General features: G+C 41.8%; 10 protein-coding genes. 9 read left to right on the top strand and 1 reads right to left on the bottom strand.

The genetic code is table 11. The features are described from left to right. Window positions 1-15: 15 nt before the first annotated feature. Complete coding sequence (locus tag ATG66_RS12435; protein ID WP_098415594.1) at window positions 16-1,812, bottom strand: ABC transporter ATP-binding protein; 1,797 nt, start codon at window positions 1,810-1,812, stop codon at window positions 16-18. A gap of 91 nt (window positions 1,813-1,903) precedes the next feature. Between ATG66_RS12435 and ATG66_RS12430 the strand changes: the two genes are divergently transcribed. From ATG66_RS12430 to ATG66_RS12390, 9 genes are all read left to right on the top strand, one after another. Continuing rightward, on the top strand, window positions 1,904-2,377 hold the full coding sequence (locus ATG66_RS12430; RefSeq protein ID WP_098415593.1) for a GAF domain-containing protein: 474 nt from the start codon (window positions 1,904-1,906) through the stop codon (window positions 2,375-2,377). A gap of 97 nt (window positions 2,378-2,474) precedes the next feature. Next, window positions 2,475-3,092, top strand: coding sequence for an RNA chaperone ProQ (proQ, locus tag ATG66_RS12425; RefSeq protein WP_098415592.1), 618 nt, complete (start codon window positions 2,475-2,477; stop codon window positions 3,090-3,092). A 26-nt stretch (window positions 3,093-3,118) separates the two neighbouring features. Next, window positions 3,119-5,125, top strand: coding sequence for a carboxy terminal-processing peptidase (gene prc, locus ATG66_RS12420; protein ID WP_098415591.1), 2,007 nt, complete (start codon window positions 3,119-3,121; stop codon window positions 5,123-5,125). A 192-nt stretch (window positions 5,126-5,317) separates the two neighbouring features. After that, on the top strand, window positions 5,318-5,983 hold the full coding sequence (locus ATG66_RS12415) for a hypothetical protein (RefSeq protein ID WP_098415590.1): 666 nt from the start codon (window positions 5,318-5,320) through the stop codon (window positions 5,981-5,983). 207 nt (window positions 5,984-6,190) lie between these two features. Next, on the top strand, window positions 6,191-8,797 hold the full coding sequence (gene pepN / locus ATG66_RS12410; protein ID WP_098415589.1) for an aminopeptidase N: 2,607 nt from the start codon (window positions 6,191-6,193) through the stop codon (window positions 8,795-8,797). Window positions 8,798-8,858: 61 nt separating this feature from the next. Continuing rightward, entirely contained in the window at window positions 8,859-9,077 is a 219-nt protein-coding gene (locus tag ATG66_RS12405; RefSeq protein WP_098415588.1) for a DUF2835 domain-containing protein, read from the top strand. 199 nt (window positions 9,078-9,276) lie between these two features. After that, the gene (locus tag ATG66_RS12400) at window positions 9,277-14,118 is read left to right on the top strand and encodes an NAD-glutamate dehydrogenase (RefSeq protein ID WP_098415587.1); all 4,842 of its coding nucleotides are present in this window, start codon (window positions 9,277-9,279) and stop codon (window positions 14,116-14,118) included. A 311-nt stretch (window positions 14,119-14,429) separates the two neighbouring features. After that, a complete protein-coding gene (gene pyrD, locus ATG66_RS12395; protein WP_098415586.1) occupies window positions 14,430-15,440 on the top strand; it encodes a quinone-dependent dihydroorotate dehydrogenase in 1,011 nt (336 codons plus the stop codon). 165 nt (window positions 15,441-15,605) lie between these two features. Continuing rightward, window positions 15,606-16,148: a cell division protein ZapC gene (locus tag ATG66_RS12390; protein ID WP_098415585.1), complete on the top strand. Its 543-nt coding sequence runs from the start codon at window positions 15,606-15,608 to the stop codon at window positions 16,146-16,148. Window positions 16,149-16,206 lie beyond the last annotated feature (58 nt).

Here is a 16,206-nt window from a genome sequence, read left to right as displayed (position 1 = left end):
TCTAGCTTGAACGATTTAAGCGTGGGACTGTATGCCCCCGTATAAGGTTTGATATAAGCCTTCTTGCTCAACTAACTCACCATGAGTTCCTGTTTGCGTTACTTTTCCATCTTCTAACACGTAGATCAAATCTGCTTGTTTTACAGCGGATAGACGGTGCGCAACGATTAATGTTGTTCTGCCACGTAAGAATTCCGTTAACGCTTTATGTAATGCAGCTTCAGTTGCAGTATCAAGCGCGGATGTTGCTTCATCTAAAATAACAAATTGAGGATTGCTCAGCACCATTCTTGCGATAGCAAGGCGCTGACGTTGGCCACCAGATAAACGAATCCCACTGCGACCAACTTGTGTATCCAAACCGTGGTTGAGTTGAGAAATAACATCATGAAGCTGAGCAACTTCGAGTGCTCGCCAAAGTGACATTTCATCAAAATCCGCTCCGAGCGTCAGATTATGCCTCAAGGTGTCGTTAAATAGTATAGGTTGCTGTAATACCACGGCAATTTTGTCGCGGATGACTTCAAAACCAATATCATCCGTTAACTCATCATTAAAGCGGATATTACCGGAGTTTTGACGGTAAACACCAATCAACAACTGAATCAAGGTTGACTTACCACTGCCACTTGCACCAACGAGAGCCACCTTCTTGCCGGCAGGGATATGCAAGGAGAGGTTATTCAGAATTTTATTTTCATTATTATAAGAAAAGTTCACGTTCTCTAATTTCACATCAACTTCTTGGTCTTCGCTGAAAGGATTCACTTTAGAGACGGGTCTGTGTTCTTCTTCAAGGACTAATAAATCGTTGATACGTTTTAATGCGGCTTTAGCGCTATACCAAGAAAATTGAATACCAAGCAATTCTTGAACAGGGGATAACATAAACCATAAGTAACCAAATACCGCAAAAATTTGCCCAATAGTGAGATCGCTGAACATAACCATCAGCATCGCGATTGCTCTAAATAGCTCAAACCCAATTAAAAAAAGTAGAAAAGACACTCTACCGGCCGCCTCGGATTGCCAAGCGTATTTGTCGGCATCGACACGAACTTGGTCGGCGCTATTTTTAAGTTGCTGGAGAAATTCACGTTCTTTGTTTGCTGCACGTAGCTGATAGATACCATCTAGGGTTTCCACTAAGCGGTTTTGGAAAATCTCAAAAGAGTGGTTTTCTTTTCGCTTTAGATGCTTAACCATGCTACCGAGTTTACGTGAAAAATAAATCACCACAGGATTGACTAATAGAATAAACAGACCGAGTCGCCAATCGAGCCAAAGTAGCACAATTGCCGTGCCAATCACGGTCAGAAAACTGATGACGAATTTTGCTAACGTAGACCCAATAAATTTATCAATGGTTTCAATGTCAGTGATAAGGTGGGAGTTAATACCGCCACTGCCTTTAGTTTCGTATTGACGAATACTGATGCGACCCAGTTTGTCGATCATTTTACTGCGCATCTCGAACGTAATAGTCTTAGAAACGAGGGTAAATTGCCGACTTTGAAGGATATTTAATGCTTGACTGGCTGCACGCATCAATACGACCAAAAATAGGGTAAAGAAAATATAGCCTGTTGGGGTTTGCCATGCTTGAGGGAGAATGGCGTTCATCGCGGCTAAGCCTTTCGCTGGCTGATCCAATAAAACCTCATCGACCATCAAAGGCATGAGAAGGGGAATGGGAACACTAATCAAGGTTGCAAGAACGGCGACCAAGTTCGCTGCGATTAGCTTGGACTTGTGCTTTTTTACTTGTGTTATCAACCAAGAACGGTTAATAGTGTCATTTTTAAGAAGCATTGTAATTGAGAATAAGTCCTATTATAAAGTAGGCAGTATTTTAGCGCCATACCGTGAGAATGGAAGCTTTAATAGTAAGTAGGAAGTTAATATGAACATAGAACAATACCAAAGACTCACCAAACAAGCCGTTGCTCTTATTGAATCTGAGCCAGACTTTATTGCCAATTTAGCAAACCTAAGCTCATTGTTATTCATGGAGCTAGAAGACATCAACTGGGCAGGTTTTTATCTGACGAAAGGTGATGAGCTTGTTCTTGGCCCATTCCAAGGTAATCCGGCGTGCGTACGCATTCCTATGGGGCAAGGTGTTTGTGGTACAGCAGCACAAACTAACTCTACACAAAGAGTATACGACGTTCATGAGTTTGAGGGTCATATTGCTTGTGATGCGGCCAGTAATTCGGAAATTGTGATCCCATTTTCTATCCATGGCGAAGTCGCTGGTGTACTTGATATAGATAGCCCAATTATCGGTCGATTTAATGAAACAGACGAGCAAGGTCTCACGCATTTTTTGGCTGAAGTAGAAAAGCTGCTTAATTCACACGCGAACGACATATAAATTAGCCCATGAGTGTGGTTTTTCCTTGGCATGTCACTATAATACGAGAATATTTTTCTTAATGCTTCGCGGAAATCCGCTCAAATCAGGACCCCTCATGACTGAAAAGTTAAAAAACAGCAAAGAAGTTATCGCATATATTGCTGAATGTTTCCCTAAGTGCTTTACTCTAGAAGGTGAAGCAAAACCTCTGAAAATTGGTATTTTTCAAGATCTTGCGGAACGTTTAAGTGAAGACGAAAAAGTAAGCAAAACACAGCTTCGTGCAGCGTTAAGACAGTACACTTCATCATGGCGTTACCTACACGGTGTAAAACCAGGTGCAGTACGTGTAGATCTAGATGGCAACCCTTGTGGTGAGCTAGAAGAAGAGCACGTAGAACACGCAAAGACAACGCTTGCAGAAAGCAAAGCGAAAGTTCAGGCTCGTCGCAAAGAGCAAGCACAGAAAGCTCGTGAAGAGGGTAAGGCGAAAGCAAAACCTGCGGCTAAGAAGCCTCAACAGCCTCGTCGTACGAACAAACCTAAAGAGACTAAGCCAGTCGAAACGCGTGCACTAAACGCTGATGAAATCACCGTTGGCAACACAGTAAACGTGAATATGGGCAAAGGAAACATGGCTGCGACCATTGTTGAGATCAATAAGGATGATGTACGTGTTCAACTTGCTAACGGCCTTCAAATGGTTGTAAAAGCGGAGCACTTGCGCGCATAAAGGAGATACTCCTACGCATGATACGCATGAATTGCCGTTCAAAAGTGACACTGATTGCTGCTAGCTTATTGTTAGCAGCATCAGCTCAGGCTCTTGAAGCCAAACTAAACAAAGATGACTTGCCGGTACTCGCGCCTGAAGTTCAGCACGAAACAGCCAGCAAACGAGTCACCTCGCGATTTACCCGATCTCATTATAAGCACTTCAGTCTAAATGACGATTTCTCCAAAGCGATTTTCGAACGCTATGTGGGGCTGCTTGATTACAATAGAAATATTTTTACTCAAGCGGACATCGATTCATTTAAAGATAGGTCAATTGAACTCGATGACCAGCTAAAAGCTGGTGAGAACAAGATTGCATTTGATGTTTATAACCTTTCTATGCTAAAGCGTTTTGATCGCTTTGCCTATGCGCTCACTTTACTCGACGAAGAGATCAAGTTTGATACCGATGACGAGATTGAGTTAGATCGCTCAGAGGCTTTGTGGCCAAAAGATGAAGCAGAGCTCAACGAATTGTGGCGCAAACGCGTTAAATATGATGCGTTAAATCTAAAACTAACTGGTAAAGAATGGCCAGAAATTAAAGAAGTTTTAGAAAAGCGTTATAACAATGCGATGAAGCGAATCACTCAGACCAACAACGAAGATGCATTCCAGCTTTATATGAATGCCTTCGCACGACAAATCGATCCGCACACGAGTTATCTTTCTCCTCGTAATGCAGAACAATTTCAATCAGAGATGAATCTTTCCCTAGAGGGCATTGGTGCTGTTCTACAAATGACAGACGATTACACCGTTATTCGTTCGTTAGTCGTAGGAGGCCCTGCATCTAAAAGTAACCAGCTGGGTGAAGGGGATCGTATCATTGGCGTTGGACAAGATGGTGAAAAGATTGTCGACGTTATCGGATGGCGATTGGACGACGTCGTCCAGTTAATTAAAGGACCGAAAGGTACTAAAGTTAACTTACAAATCTTGCCTGAAGGGAATGAAGCTAAGAGTTACATTGTCACAATTGTTCGTGATAAAGTTCGTTTAGAAGATCGCGCGGTTAAATCTGAAATCATTGAAAAAGATGATAAAAAGATTGGCATTTTAGAAGTACCAAGTTTTTATGTTGGCCTATCGAAAGATACCGATAAACTGCTTGCGGAACTGAAGACCAAAAATGTGGATGGTGTGATTGTCGATTTACGTAATAATGGCGGCGGTGCACTAACCGAAGCTACGGCGCTAACGGGATTGTTCATCAAAGACGGTCCCGTTGTTCAAGTTCGTGATAGCTATGGTCGTATTAAGGTGAATGCCGATACTGATGGCCAAGTGAGTTACGACGGCCCACTGACCGTATTAATTAATCGTTACAGCGCATCTGCATCAGAAATTTTTGCGGCAGCACTGCAAGATTACAATCGCGCAATTATTCTTGGTGAAAACTCGTTCGGTAAAGGTACGGTTCAACAACACCGCTCACTGAATCACATCTACGATCTGTTCGATAAAGAGCTAGGTTATGTTCAGTACACGATTCAGAAGTTCTATCGTATTGATGGTGGAAGTACGCAAAATCGTGGTGTCGCACCAGATATTTCGTACCCAACGCCAATAGAGGCTTCAGAGACAGGTGAAAGCGTTGAAGACAATGCACTACCTTGGGATCAAATTGACAAAGCTAAGTATCAAACATTCTCAAGTCATGATGCATTAGTATCAAATCTGACGGAACTTCATAACAAGCGTATTACGGATGAAATGGAGTTTCGTTTCATCAATGAAGACATCGAAAAATATCGTAAAGACAAAGACAATAATATGTTGTCTCTAAACGAAAAAATTCGTAAAGATGAGTCGGATAAGGAAGAAGCACTTCGCTTAAAACGCATCAATGAACGTCAAGTCGCTTTAGGGAAGGAAGCATTCGAAACTTTGGATGATGTACCTAAAGACTATGCAGCGCCTGATGTTTATTTAGATGAGTCTGTTGCTGTTATGGTTGATATGCTTAAAGCTCAAAATCAGTCATAACTACTGGCAATTCGTTATAAAAAAGAGCGGGTCATTAAGACTCGCTCTTTTTTATGTCTTTTATTTTTGTTTTTATCCAATCTCAAGTGGGATATTTGCTTTTTTTGTACAAACAATTTAAGTGATCTATGTCAAAATTATCGCGAAAATAACGACTAATGCCTAAGCTAAAAGAAAACTAAGGATGCCGATATGAAATGGTTCTTTATTTTACTTAGCTTTTGTTGTTTTGCTGTGTTGAGTGGAGAAAACACAAAGGAAGATGAATTAAGTCACTTCGATACCCCGTTTCTCATCGGCGATTGGTATTTAATGAATCCAAACCCTAAAGAGTCGGCGGAAAACTTCCGTGCGATCAAGCTGACACTGGGTTCAGATTACACATTTTCCATCGATATTCAGAAGAAAGACTACTCGGTTGATCACTGGCAAGGTCTTTACAATGTCAACGAAGATACGATTGTGCTTGGGTTGAATACGGATGAACCGCAGATTTATGCGTATCGGAACAATCACAATACACTCGATCTTAATGGGGTAACTTTTACTAAGGGATTGTCGAATACGCTTGCTGGTATTTGGTCAAGCTCTCATGTATCAGGCGACGGATTGATTGCGAATAATATTAATCATATGGATTTGATTCTCCAGCCTGACTTCGTATTTATGTTTAGAGTGTCTAACGAAGCAGGTGAAGAATCGGTAAAACAAGGTGTGTTTTATACGGAAGACGAATATCTAGTACTGCTGTATGAAAATGGAGAGCATGGAACGACATACCAACTCAACAAAAATAAATTAACGATTGAAGATTCGAACGGGGATATGTACGCGGTGCTGAATCGTGTGACACCTTAACAATAGTTAATCTATATAACAGCAAGTCTAGTTGTTTAAATGTTGATCAGAAAACGGATCTAGAACACTAAAAGATCCGTTTTTTATGCTAAAGACTTGTATTCTGGTACCACAATCCCTAAAAATGGCTTATATCGTAATACTAGCACTAAGTTTTTACCTAGTGGCTTGGTATATTTGTTGTTCTAAATACAAGGATTTATGGACATGGCTCAAGCTCCTCAATCTAAATATCGTAAAGATTATCAAACGCCATCTCACTCAATCACCGACATCGACCTCACGTTTGACCTCTATGATAACGACACAATCGTGACAGCAGTATCTAAGGTTGTTCAAAAAGGTGAATCAACAACATTAGAACTTGATGGTGAAGGGCTGGAGTTACGTTCGGTTAAAGTCAATGGCGAAGATTGGGCACATCATGAAGTGAAAGAAACCTCGCTCGTGCTTTTTGATCTTCCTGCAGAGTGTGAGGTTGAGATCATTACAAAGATTGATCCTGAAGCAAACACCGCACTAGAGGGGTTATACAAATCAGGTGGAGCATTCTGTACTCAATGTGAAGCAGAAGGCTTCCGTCGTATTACTTACTACTTGGATCGCCCAGATGTTCTCGCTAAGTTCACTACCAAAGTGATCGCAAACAAAATGACTTATCCGTATTTGCTAAGTAACGGTAACCGTATTGCAGAAGGTGATGCTGAGAATGGTCGTCATTGGGTTCAGTGGCAAGATCCTCATCCGAAACCAGCATATCTTTTTGCACTTGTTGCGGGTGACTTTGATGTCTTACGTGATAAATACACGACGATATCGGGTCGCAATGTCGATCTGGAAATCTTTGTTGATAAAGGTAACTTAGATCGTGCGGGTCATGCGATGACTTCTTTGATCAATTCAATGAAATGGGATGAAGAGCGATTCGATCTTGAGTACGATCTTGATATCTATATGATCGTTGCCGTTGATTTCTTCAACATGGGCGCAATGGAGAACAAAGGGCTAAATATTTTCAACTCTAAGTATGTTCTTGCCAATGATCAAACTGCGACAGACCGTGATTATCTGGGTATTGAGGCCGTGATTGGACATGAATACTTCCACAACTGGACGGGTAACCGAGTAACATGTCGTGATTGGTTCCAACTAAGCCTAAAAGAAGGTTTAACGGTTTTTCGTGACCAAGAGTTTTCATCGGATTTAGGCTCTCGCGCCGTAAATCGTATTGATAACGTACGCATTATACGTGGACCTCAGTTTGCTGAAGATTCAAGCCCGATGTCGCACCCAATTCGCCCTGAAAAAGTAATTGAAATGAACAACTTTTACACTTTAACAGTGTATGAGAAAGGTAGTGAAGTGATCCGTATGTGCCACACGTTACTGGGTGAAGAAGGTTTCCAAAAAGGGATGAAACTTTACTTTGAACGTCACGATGGAACGGCGGCCACCTGTGAAGACTTTGTATGTGCAATGGAAGACGCCACTGGTGTCGATCTACAACAGTTCCGTCTCTGGTATAGCCAATCAGGTACGCCAACCCTGCGTGTAAATAGCGAATACAATGCCGATGCAAAAACGTATGCGCTAAAGGTAGAGCAATTTACTGAACCGACATACGATCAAGCAGAAAAACAGGCGCTACATATTCCATTTGATATCGAACTCTATGATTCGAAGGGCCAAGTTATTCCTCTAATGATCAACGGGGAAACCGTTCACAATGTTCTAGATATTAAGCAAGACAAACAGACGTTTGTATTCGAAAACGTAGAAGAAAAACCAATCCCATCTTTGCTACGTGAATTTTCTGCTCCCGTTAAATTAGAATACGATTACAAAGATAGTGAGTTAATCTTTTTGATGAAGCATGCAACAAACGATTTTGCTCGTTGGGATGCAAGCCAAATGCTATTGGCGAAGTACATTCTCCAAAACGTACGCCGTATTCAAGCGGGTGGGGAGATTAAGCTTTCTGAAGAGTTGGTTGATGCATTCCGTGGTGTGATTCTCGATGAAAACCTGGAGCCAGCTTTTATTGCTCAAGTCCTATCGCTTCCGTCGATCAATGAAATCACCGGTTGGTACCAACAGGTTGATATCGATGCTGTCGATAAAGTATTAAACAGCATTACCCTGTCACTTTCTTGTGAGTTGGAAGATGAGCTAAGTGCTACTTACCATACACTTAAGCAAGCGGATTATACCATTGACCATGCAGCTATTGGGAAGCGCGCGTTACGCAATCAATGCTTGCAGTACTTAGCGCATACTGAGAAAGGCAATCAGTTAGTGAAAGCGCAATATCAATCTGCGAACAACATGACTGATACGATTGCAGCGATGAGTGCAGCGAACACGGCTCAGCTTGAATGCCGCGAAGCATTGATGGCGGATTACAGCGACAAATGGAAACACGATGGTTTGGTCATGGATAAATGGTTTGCACTGCAAGGTAGTAACCCAGCAAACAATGCGCTTGAGAAAGTGAAAGCGACCATGAGTCACGATGCATTCAGCTTAAAGAACCCAAACCGCATACGCAGTTTGATTGGATCTTTTCTAAATGCTAATCCAGTTCGCTTCCATGACAAGTCTGGTTCAGGTTATCAATTTGCCGGAGAAATTCTTCGTCATTTAAATGATTCCAACCCACAAGTAGCATCTCGTATGATTGATCCATTGCTTAAGTTCCGTAAGTACGATGAAAAGCGACAAGCTTTGATTCGAGAGGAACTTGAAAAACTCAAAAGTATGGATAACCTCGCTAAAGACTTATTTGAAAAATTGACTAAAGCACTAGACGAATAATCAACTAAACAATAGGGTGGTCATCACGAGCACCCTAATTTACTTTCTACTTAATTTTCTCATGACCCATTACTACTTTACCCTCAACATCTCCTATCAAGCTTTTTTATCTCATTACTCTGGTGTTGCAAGTGTTGTTCAAGTCATAACACATAATGGTTTACGCCTGCAGTTGCCCGCAGCTAAATTTAGACCATTTCTTAATCAACTCGGCATCAGAGGCCAGTTTAGACTAACAATTGACCAAAATAATAAGTTTCTAAAGTTAGAAACTCTGTGATGCCTTGTTTTTGTAGAGAGTTAATTAGGAATCTTAGTCACAGAATCAAAGATTGCACCTCTTATCAGTACGATTAGTTGTTAAACATTTGTAATTATGCTTTTACAATGGGCATATGCATTACCTATGCTTAGTTTTTAGGGTAACGACCCAGCGACTAAGTCCCTACAAAACAACAATTCTAATGTGGAGTGTGAATATGACCGCGCGTGAAAATGTAGTGCCGGTTTTGCTTGAAAAGGTTTACCAGCTGATTCATGACAAACTCGAACTACCTCACCAAACGCTTGTAACTAAACTTGCTCAACACTTATTCAGTAACATTGCTGATAATGACTTGATTCATCGAAATGAATCTGATCTTTATGGAGCCGTTGTCAGTCTTTGGCATCATATTAACGAAAAAAAACCTGAAGACATTTCGGTGCGAGTATTTAACCCGGCCGTTAGTCGACATGGCTGGCAATCCACCCACACAATTGTAGAAATCGTTGTTCCAGATAGTCCATTTTTAGTCGACTCAGTCAAAATGGCGCTCACACGCTTGGATCTTGTTTGCCACTTAATGCTAAACAATCCTACTCAGTTACAGCGTGATAAAAAAGGTCAAGTCACGGATATAAACGGTGAGGGGGGCGTACTTCAGTCACTATTCCACATTGAAGTAGACCGTCTTACCAGCAAAGAAAAAATGCAGGCGCTTAAAGAAGAGCTGCTAACAATCTTATCTGATACTCGTTTAGTAGTTGATGATTGGAAGCAAATGGTCGATAAACTCAAATTCGTTACCGACGATCTGGAAAAGAATAAAGATCGCGTTTCGATCCAAATGGATCGTATGGATGAAACCATCGCGTTTCTTCGTTGGCTTGAGAATCACAACTTCACCTTTATGGGTTATAAAGACTATGACTTAGCAGAGGTTAATGGCGAAACAGAATTGGTACCTGCAAAAGAAAAGGGGCTCGGTTTATTTGCTGATGACAAGCGTGTACGCAGCATTAAATTATCCGATCTATCCGATTCAGCAAGATTAGAAGCGAAAAAACCATACGCTTTAATTATCACAAAAGGTAACAAAGCATCTCGTATCCATCGTCCTGCTTATACCGATTACATCGGCATTAAGAAGTTTGATAAAAATGGTAAAGTCATCGGTGAGCACCGCTTTACCGGGCTTTACACTTCTGCAGTTTACAACCAAGCCGTGCAAAGCATTCCTCTGATCCGAGAAAAAGTACATCGAATCTTAGAGGCAAGTGGATACCGCCACGGGTCATACTCATATAAAGCACTTCACAATATTCTAGAAAATTACCCTCGCGATGAATTGCTCCAAGCGAATGAAGAGGAGTTGCTGGAAGTTGGTATGGGTGTTGTGCAAATGCAAGATCGTGACTTGCTGCGTTTGTTCGTTCGTAAAGACCCGTTTGGTCGTTTCTTCAGCTGCATGGTTTATGTCACGAAAGATCGCTACAACACGGAATTACGTCGTCAAACTCAACGCATTCTTAAGCAGTACTTTGGCTGTGAACAAGAGGTTGAATTTACAACGTTCTTCTCTGAAAGCCCATTAGCGAGAACGCATTACATTGTTCGTGTAGACAATAACAACATTGACGTAGACGTAAAAAAAATCGAGCGAAATCTAATGGAAGTTTCTACCTCTTGGGATGACAGACTTGAAGAGTCCATCATCGCTAACTTTGGTGAAAGTAAAGGTCTGCCTCTTTCAAAAGAGTACATGAGGGCTTTCCCTCGTTCATACAAAGAAGACATGATGCCGGGTTCTGCGGTCGCTGATATTGAACGCTTAGAAGCACTCAGTGACGACAATAAATTAGGCATGTTGTTTTACCGTTCTCAAGAAGAGGGCGCTGATTCCAAAGCTGTTCGTTTAAAACTCTATCATCGTGACGAGCCAATCCACCTTTCTGACGTGATGCCAATGTTAGAAAACTTGGGATTGCGAGTGATCGGTGAATCACCTTACGAGATCGAGAAAAATAATGGACAGACGTCCTGGATCCTTGATTTCTCCATGCTACATAAGAGCGAAAGAACCGTTGATCTTCGTGAAGCTCGCGACCGTTTCCAACAAGCGTTCGCTGCTATTTGGGCTGGTAATCTTGAAAGCGATGGCTTCAACCGGTTGCTTCTAGGTGCTTCACTTTCTGGACGTGAGATTTCTATTCTTCGCGCTTATGCACGTTACATGCGCCAAGTAGGCTTCCCATTCAGTCAACAATATATCGAAGATACACTAACTCATTATCCAGATTTGGCTACTGGGCTAGTAAAGCTGTTCGCTAAACGATTCGATCCAAGACACAAAGGCAGCGAAAAAGGACAAAATGATCTTATCAAGAAATTAACGGGACAGTTGGATCGCGTGGAAAGCCTTGATGATGATCGTATCATTCGTCGCTATATCGATATGATCATGGCGACGCTGCGTACCAACTATTATCAAGTGGACGAAGATAAGCAGCCTAAGCCTTGGTTATCTTTGAAGATGAAGCCAAGCGATATCCCTGAAATTCCGCAACCAGTACCAGCTTTCGAAATATTCGTTTACGCACCAGATATAGAAGGTGTTCACCTTCGTGGCGGTAAGGTTGCACGCGGAGGATTGCGTTGGTCGGATCGTCAAGAAGACTTCCGTACCGAAGTTCTTGGTCTCGTTAAGGCGCAACAAGTTAAAAATACAGTTATTGTTCCGGTTGGGGCGAAAGGTGGTTTTGTTTGTAAACGTCAGCCATCGCTAACAAGCCGCGATGAAATTTTTGCGGAAGGTCAACGCTGTTATAAGCGCTTTATTCGAGCGTTGCTTGATGTATCAGATAACATCATTGAAGGCGAGGTGATTCCTCCACAGAACGTCATCCGTCACGATGAAGATGACCCGTACTTGGTTGTTGCTGCCGACAAAGGCACCGCAACATTCTCAGATTTAGCGAACTCAGTATCTGCTGAATATAACTTCTGGTTAGGTGATGCCTTTGCTTCTGGCGGCTCTAACGGTTATGACCATAAAGCGATGGGAATTACCGCGAAGGGAGCTTGGGAATCAGTAAAACGCCATTTCCGTGAAATGGGCATTAATTGTCAAACTACGGACTTCACTGCGATTGGAGTTGGTGACATGGCGGGTGATGTGTTTGGTAACGGTATGCTGCTATCGAAACATATTCGTTTGCAAGCTGCGTTTAATCACATGCACATCTTTATTGATCCAAACCCAGACTCTGCCACCAGCTGGGAAGAACGTAATCGATTATTTAATCTACCAAGATCAAGTTGGGAGGATTACAACAAGGAGTTGATCTCCCAAGGTGGTGGAATTTTCTCACGCCGTGCAAAATCGATCCAATTGACACCGGAAATTCAGAAAATGTTAGGCACTAAAAAAGCCTCTTTAGCTCCTAATGATCTGATTCAAATGATCCTTAAAATGAAAGTGGATCTGTTGTGGAATGGTGGTATTGGTACGTATGTTAAAGCGTCGACTGAAACACATACCGATGTCGGTGACCGTGCTAATGATTTACTACGTATTAATGGCCGTGACTTAAGAGCAAAAGTGATTGGTGAAGGTGGTAATCTAGGTATGACCCAACGTGGCCGTATCGAATATGCATTGAATGGTGGCCGAGTCAACACGGATTTCGTTGATAACGTAGGTGGCGTTGATTGCTCGGATAACGAAGTTAACATCAAGATTTTCCTCAATGGATTGGTCACGAATGGTGATCTCACCATGAAACAACGCAACCAAATCCTCGAATCGATGGAAGATGAAGTTGGTGAAATTGTATTAGATGATGCGTACCGTCAGTCAGAATCGATTTCTGTGACGGAACAGCAAGGCGTCGGCATTGTTAAGGAACAAATTCGATTCATCCATACTATGGAGAAAGCAGGATACTTAGACCGTGCATTGGAGTACATTCCTGACGACGAAACCTTGATCGAACGTGAAAAACAAGGCTTAGGACTTACGCGTCCTGAACTGTCAGTTTTGGTTGCTTATGGAAAAATGGTACTGAAACAACAATTAGCGACGGATGAAATCGCCAATGATGAATTCCATGCTAAACAGCTAGTTGAGTACTTCCCAAGTGCGTTACGTTGTAACTATAAAAGTCAGATGGTAAACCATCCACTGAAAGCAGAAATTATCGCGACAGCCTTAGCAAATCAAATGGTTAACGAAATGGGCTGTAACTTTGTCACTCGCTTGCAAGAAGAAACAGGGGCAAGCATAGTAGACATTGCAAATGCCTACAGTGCTGCGCGTGAAATCTTCGATTTATCAGACATTCTTAAGCAAACAAGAGAGCTTGATAATATCGCAACGGCACAAGCTCAATACGAAATTATGTATTATGTTCGTCGTGCGCTACGCCGTATTGCTCGTTGGCTACTTCGTAACCGCAGCAGTAAGTATACCGTGGGCGAGTTGATTGCTATTTATAAACAAGATGTCAATATTATCACCGAAGCGCTAGATACCATGCTGGTTGAATCGGAAGTTGAAGAGCACAACGAACTCGCTCAGGTTTGGATAGAAAGAGGGGTAGAAGAGAAACTTGCACACCAAGTTGCTCGTTTATCTAGCCTACAATCCGCATTGGATATTTCTTCTGTTGCGAGTGAAACAGGAAAAACCGTTGAGCAAGCATCAAGACTGTATTTCAATTTAGGAGACCGTCTATCGTTGCATTGGTTCTTGAAGCAGATTAATAGCCAAGCCGTTGATAACAATTGGCAAGCATTAGCAAGAGCGGCATTTCGTGAAGATTTGGATTGGCAACAACGTCAACTTACTGCACAAGTTATAACGTGTGGATGTGCCACCGATGACTTAGATGTCATCAAAGCACTGGATGATTGGATGATAACCAATAAGCAATCTTTACAACGTTGGGAAAGTATCCTAAATGAGTTTAAAGTAGGCTCAGTACATGAATTTGCCAAATTCTCGGTAGCACTTCGTGAGCTGGTGCTTCTAAACTTGAACTGTTCTTCGAAAGAATAGGTGAGTTAAACTTCCGATAAAAGCCCCGTAATAACGGGGCTTTTTATTCTCTATCGTTATTATAGATGACTTGCTACTATAAGGTTACACCGTAACTCAAGTTGAGTTTTAAAGACATTGAAATCGATTACTTCCGAGTATTTACTATATACTTTGCGGTTGATATTTCATGCTAATTGATTGTTTTTAAATAAAAAGTATAAAAAATATATTGGATTTTTCTTAATACATTCATTTTCATTGAATTACGATGGAAAACAGTAAATAATATTGCCCCGTTTATACGGAGCTTTTTTTCTCTCGGAGGCACAATGCTTTACCGTTTAGCCAGAACTGGCTTTTTCCAACTTGATGCCGAAAAGGCACATGATCTTGCAATCAAGAACTTCCAACGCTTTAACGGCACACCACTCGATCTTCTCTATCGTCAGCAATTACCAATTCGTCCAGTTGAATGCATGGGATTAACATTCCGCAATCCTGTAGGCCTTGCCGCAGGTTTAGACAAAAACGGCGAATGTATTGAAGCATTTGATGCTATGGGTTTTGGTTTCGTTGAAGTCGGTACCGTAACGCCTCGTCCTCAACCTGGTAATGATAAACCACGCTTGTTCCGTTTAGTTGAAGCTGAGGGCATCATCAATCGTATGGGATTTAATAACCTCGGCGTTGATCACTTGATTGAAAATGTAAAAAAAGCCAAGTTCGATTGCGTTCTCGGAATTAATATCGGAAAGAATAAAGACACTCCGATAGAGAAAGGGGCAGAAGACTACTTGATTTGTATGGAAAAAGTGTATGAGTACGCTGGCTATATCGCGGTCAATATCTCGTCGCCAAATACTCCAGGATTGCGTTCACTTCAATACGGTGAAGCACTTGATGTTCTTCTTTCTGAGTTAAAAGCTAAGCAAGCGGAACTTGCTGAAAAGCACGATAAATACGTTCCGCTTTCGCTAAAAATTGCGCCAGATTTGAGCGATGATGAAATCAACCGGATTTGCGACTCTTTACTCAAGAACAACATTGATGGTGTGATAGCGACCAACACAACACTTGATCGTACGATGGTTGAAGGCATGAAGCACGCTAACGAAGCTGGCGGCTTAAGTGGCCGACCTGTGCAATCTCGCTCGACTGAGGTAGTTCGTAAACTTCATCAAACACTGGGAGATAAACTGCCGATCATCGGTGTAGGCGGTGTGGACTCTTACATTGCCGCAAAAGAAAAAATGATGGCGGGCGCGCAGCTAGTCCAAGTTTACACAGGATTCATTTATCACGGCCCTGGCCTTGTACGCGATATTGTTAAGAATCTCTAGTATTACTTAAAAATTGCTGAAAAATCAGCACGTATTACATAAAAAAGAGGAACTTGTTTCCTCTTTTTTTTTGTCCGTTGGTTTGTAAAATCAAAAATAACGAGTAGGTAATTAAGCGTCTTACCTCTTAACCACTGATTTTACTAATCAAGAGAGAACGGAATAATGCTTAAACCCAGCGACAAATGGAATTGGTATTATGATGAGCAGAAAGCTTTCTTAATGCTGGATCTAGGGGAGGAAATGATTTTCCAAACCAATTTATCCCGAAAATTGTTGGTCAACAGCGCCTTCTCTAAAAATGAATTTACCGTCGATGACGCTAGTGCTTTCCAAACGTTCAATGAACGCATCCGTTGTCTCGATATCAATGAATACCGCCAAGCTGAATTAACACTGTATTGCGTCGCAGCTCAGCGTTTTCACAAGCCTGTTCAACCTAAAAGTTGGTTTTTCGATGCCCAGTCAACTGGCTATGAGCCGGAAGAAGGGGGCATGGTATTTCTCACTAATCAATACTCTGAAGGTATATTTATCGTTTTAGAGCCCGGTGAAACATCAAGTTTGTGTGCTTATGCGGGTCAGAACGAGTTTGTTCTCGATGGCAGCAAAGTACTTCAGTTCGGCCAACCAATTAAAGTGATGCATGACCGTATGGCTTGCGCAAGCCATTTATTAGCGCTCACTCCGATGGCAATGGTTGGCTAAATCAGTTTTATTTTTCTTTGTTTCGTTCCTATGTCTTCTTTAATCGACCGTATCGGTC

The organism is Vibrio sp. ES.051 (genome assembly GCF_002563795.1).
In the GTDB taxonomy this organism is placed as follows: domain Bacteria; phylum Pseudomonadota; class Gammaproteobacteria; order Enterobacterales; family Vibrionaceae; genus Vibrio.
This window is presented reverse-complemented; position numbering and strand designations above follow the sequence as displayed.